This window comes from Moorena sp. SIO2C4, from assembly GCF_010672485.1.
Taxonomy (GTDB): domain Bacteria; phylum Cyanobacteriota; class Cyanobacteriia; order Cyanobacteriales; family Coleofasciculaceae; genus Moorena; species Moorena producens.
The window spans coordinates 1-2,658 of sequence record NZ_JAAHGN010001035.1 but is presented as its reverse complement, the minus strand read 5'-3'; the positions used below and the strand labels follow the sequence as shown (position 1 = coordinate 2,658).

Here is a 2,658-nt window from a genome sequence, read left to right as displayed (position 1 = left end):
TATAGGAGAGTTGCCAAACTCATCGGTCAGGGAATTAATCACTTCCCAATTATTCATTTCCTGACCCACTGTCCAATTTGATTTTGGAGTTAAAGCATTGATTTTTGGATAATACTCAGGTAAATAGTGACAATATTTAAATTCTGCTGGAGTATTAATCAGTTTGATCTTCTTGTTTAAAAGTCCATGATAAAGTAACCCATAGGATAAAGGAGTTAACATCCATCCACGATAAATAGCCAATTCCTCCACTTCCGAATTTTCCACATACCTTAATGAACGAGCTACCTTGCCATCAGTCAAGTCTTCAAAGCTGAATATGGAAGTTATGAAGCCAGCTAATTGGGCAGCTTTCATCTCTTCTTCGTAATCAGGTTCTATCAGTTTATGGTCAAAGACGCTATCGCAAAATATTACTCTCATTTCCAGTTTTATCTTATGAATGAGGAGGATTTAAATAATTACAGCGGTTTTCAATTCGGTCAGCTATAAATCTCTGGAGTTTAGGGACTTTGGAGCAGTGAATTCAGCAATTGCTATAGTAAAGGATGTAGTAAAAGATGTAGTAAAGGATGTAGTAACGGATGCCGTAATCGATGTAACAAATGGGGTGTGATGGGTGATTAAACGGAGGCGATCAATTGCTCCTATTGTTTCTAATATCTAATCCCTAAAGCTAATCCGAATATACCATTCAAAGCTATCAAAACCTTTAGATAATAACGATGGAATACGTTTGAATTTTGGCGTTTGAATTTTGAATTATATCCAGTGGGACTAGTCAATCACCCAAAACCAATTTATTCGCCAATATTGTTCCAAAAGTGCTTGCTCCAAATCCTGAGATTCAATCAATCCTTTAGTTACCAAAATTTCTCCCAATTTTATTCCTGTTAAAGACTGGATTTCCAGGGCTTTATTGAGTTGATTTGTAGAAATAATTCGTTTACGAATCAGAATTTTACCAAGTTGCATGACTGGGTGCTTTTGTTTCAAGTAATAATCGAACATTGGTCATTAGTCAATTTCCAATTTCCAAAGTTAATTGGAAATTGACTAATGACATTTGACAAATGATTGTTAAATGAGTTAATCAATAGATGCCGTTGGCGAGCCTCACCAATAGTGCATAGTCTTTGAACAACCCACTAGTTAATCACGCGCTTTGTGAAAATTTATGAAAAAGGCGAGAGTAAGAATTCAGGACTTCCGTAGTAACACTATCTGTAGGGTGCGTTATTAACGTAACCTACTACTTGTAGCGTTTAGTGCCCAGTTTTGTGTCAGTCCTGAAGCGGAAAGCGCACCTGTAGTTAACTTTTGCCTCTTGTCTCTTGCCTATTGCCAATGCCATTGCCCCTAGCCCTATACCATTCACTACACAGGCTTAAGCGAATCACCGTGAGTAAAGGTGGTGAATTTTGGCTATTATCTTTTGATAATCATCCGTTTTACCCTTTTTTTGGTAAATTGCAGCTGATTTTTGAAAATTTGCTAGGGCTTCTTGATGCTTACCTAATTCTCGAAGGCATATGCCACGGTTGTCATAGGCAGCAGCATGGTTGGGGTCAATCTCAATGGCTTCATTCAATTCCAGAATGGCTGCTTGAAATTTGCCCACCACTAGATGGCTAATTCCTCTAAAGTAGTAAAAATTAGCACTTTGAGAATTAGTTTCTTTTGGCTGCTGACGTTGCTTAAAAATTTCCATTGGCTTACCTATTGCTACTTCAATTAGTAGGTAGCTACAAACTACTCAGGAGCTACCGATTTAGATGTTATTGACCAATCCCTAAAATCCCGGTTTTTGGGAATATAAAGATTAGGTTTCAGTCTTGCCTAGTCTGTCTTTGAATACTGGTTTACTCAACAATGTTGGGCTTTGCCATCAAACCTGCCATGGATTTAAGTCCACAGCTCATAGCTAAGGTCGGTTTCAACCGACTACAACCCTTTATCTCTAGTCCGTTTTAACAGACTTGAGTTATTAGGTAGTTATTAATCCTAGGGTGGGCAGTGCCTACCAACGCCCTTTGCAAGCTTGATTATCTGTCTGGTGCACTGCCCACCCTACATGAACTAGCTAGTCATTAATCCTAGGGTGGGCAGTGCCTACCAACGCCCTTTGCAAGCTTGATTATCTGTCTGGTGCACTGCCCACCCTACATGAACTAGGGGTTTTACCCCCTAGCGGGATAGCAGCGACACCATAGTTTGTAGGAGCTTTGTCAGTCAATCAGCCCTGAATAACACGTGAATCACAATAGAGGTAATAACCTCTATTACAATTACTACCAGTACGCTATCCTATCAGGGTAGAGTGAAAAATTTGTGAACAGAGAAAAAGGCAATTAGGTAGGGTTTCCGCATCTAATTATTAAATTCGCCACGGGTCGCACCTGAAGACTAACAGACAAAAGAAAACGACCGCACAATCCAAGGGAGTTATAAGCTAGGCAGATAGCGAGTTCAATGGTGTAGGCACCCATGCCACCCAATATAGCAGTTCTCAATTGGGTTCGGGAATCGGGAATCGGGAATCGGAACCCACCCCTAACCCCTCCCAGGGGGGAACGGGAATCGGGAATCGGGAATCGGAACCCACCCCTAACCCCTCCCAGGAGGGGAACGGGAATCGGGAATCGGGAATCGGAACCA

At 40.7% G+C, this 2,658-nt stretch carries 3 protein-coding genes and 1 pseudogene; all 4 read right to left on the bottom strand.

Translation table 11 applies throughout. The annotated features are described in order from the left end of the window. Window positions 1–423: pseudogene (locus F6K20_RS33285) on the bottom strand (ATP-grasp domain-containing protein); the annotation flags it as partial. Between the two features lie 354 nt (window positions 424–777). Beyond that, complete coding sequence (locus tag F6K20_RS33280) at window positions 778–1,011, bottom strand: cyclic di-GMP-binding domain-containing protein, MshE-related (RefSeq protein WP_287297623.1); 234 nt, start codon at window positions 1,009–1,011, stop codon at window positions 778–780. 385 nt (window positions 1,012–1,396) lie between these two features. Further along, the gene (locus F6K20_RS33275; protein ID WP_008191057.1) at window positions 1,397–1,711 is read right to left on the bottom strand and encodes a tetratricopeptide repeat protein; all 315 of its coding nucleotides are present in this window, start codon (window positions 1,709–1,711) and stop codon (window positions 1,397–1,399) included. Between the two features lie 640 nt (window positions 1,712–2,351). Next, on the bottom strand, window positions 2,352–2,658 hold a 307-nt coding region (locus tag F6K20_RS33270), incomplete at its 5' end, for a hypothetical protein (protein WP_287297621.1).

Excerpts from the sequence above, each read along its gene's own strand:
- F6K20_RS33280 (WP_287297623.1), bottom strand. The coding sequence starts at position 1,011 with ATGTTCGATTATTACTTGAAACAAAAGCACCCAGTCATGCAACTTGGT.
- F6K20_RS33275 (WP_008191057.1), bottom strand. The coding sequence starts at position 1,711 with ATGGAAATTTTTAAGCAACGTCAGCAGCCAAAAGAAACTAATTCTCAA.